Raw genomic sequence first — 1,047 nt, 5'->3', positions numbered from 1 at the left:
AGGTTGTAGACAACATGGCGACCGGTTCTGACATCGGGATTAGGGTTCCAGCGCGGTGACATAAACCAATGCTAGGCTCCCGATTGTGAGTCAAGCCACCCTGATCAAGCGGCAGTTCGGGCATCGTGCCCGGCTTGAGCTGTCTCCTGCCGGGGTTCGCGCAGCGGATGATCAGGCACACGCGGCCCGCGCAATGTGGAACCTGCTGCACGCGTGGTGGCGGATGATGCCGAAGGAAGAGCGGACTCTCGCGAACGCCGACGCCGCGATTCGCCAGGCCCGCCAGGACATCGGCTTCCTCGCCGTCCTGCCCGCGCAAGCCGCGCAAGCGGTGCTCAAGACATACTTCCAGGCGTGGAAGAACTGCTGGGACGGCCGCGCCGACACCCCGAACTTCAAGGGCCGCCTCCGCACGGTGATGTCCGTGGACATTCCGCAGGGCCGGGACCTGAACATCACCCGCGTGCACCGCCGGTGGGGCATGGTCAACATTCCCAAGGTGGGCCGGGTCCGGTTCCGGTGGACCAAGGACTTGCCCGTGGGCAAGCACGCCAACACGGAGAACCGGATCACCGGGGCACGACTGATCGTGACTGGTTTGGTGGTCCTGGCGCACTGAGTTGATCTTGGCGTCCTGCTGGTTGATCATTGGGTCTCGTGTCCGAGACCCCGCCGCTGCCGAGCTACGCGGAACTGCTGGCGCTCGTCGGCGAGTTGCGGAACGAGCTGGCGGCTGCCCGGGCAGAGATCGCCGAGCTGCGGGCGGAGAACGCGGAGCTCAAGCGGCGTCTGGGGATGAACTCGAAGAACTCCTCCAAGCCGGTGTGCCACGAACGTGAAGGCGGTGCGCGGATGTAGAGCGATGCCGCTGGAGCGATGGTGTGTGAGAGATGGAGGTAGGTCCTCCGGAGTCGCCTTGCAGGAGGGGGCTTCAAGCCACCGCAAGCTGCGACGGTGAATGAGCCGGGGTGGTGAGCGTTGCGGAAACGGCGTGCCGATGAGCGCGTCAGGTATGGGTCACGAAGGCGAGCGGAAGCGAACCACTGA

The 1,047-nt window shown here is 65.0% G+C and carries 1 protein-coding gene and 1 pseudogene; both read left to right on the top strand.

Features of this window, described 5'->3' with window-relative positions; all coding sequences use genetic code 11:
* Positions 1–193: 193 nt before the first annotated feature.
* A pseudogene (locus ACFYX0_RS48020) lies at positions 194–589 on the top strand (RNA-guided endonuclease TnpB family protein); the annotation flags it as partial.
* A 68-nt stretch (positions 590–657) separates the two neighbouring features.
* Entirely contained in the window at positions 658–858 is a 201-nt protein-coding gene (locus ACFYX0_RS48015; RefSeq protein ID WP_388982235.1) for a DUF6444 domain-containing protein, read from the top strand.
* Positions 859–1,047 lie beyond the last annotated feature (189 nt).

Source organism: Streptomyces sp. NPDC002573 (genome assembly GCF_042889625.1).
Classification (GTDB): Bacteria; Actinomycetota; Actinomycetes; order Streptomycetales; family Streptomycetaceae; genus Streptomyces; species Streptomyces gibsoniae.
The sequence above is the reverse complement of the archived record's forward strand: the minus strand, read 5'-3'. Positions and strand labels throughout refer to the sequence as shown.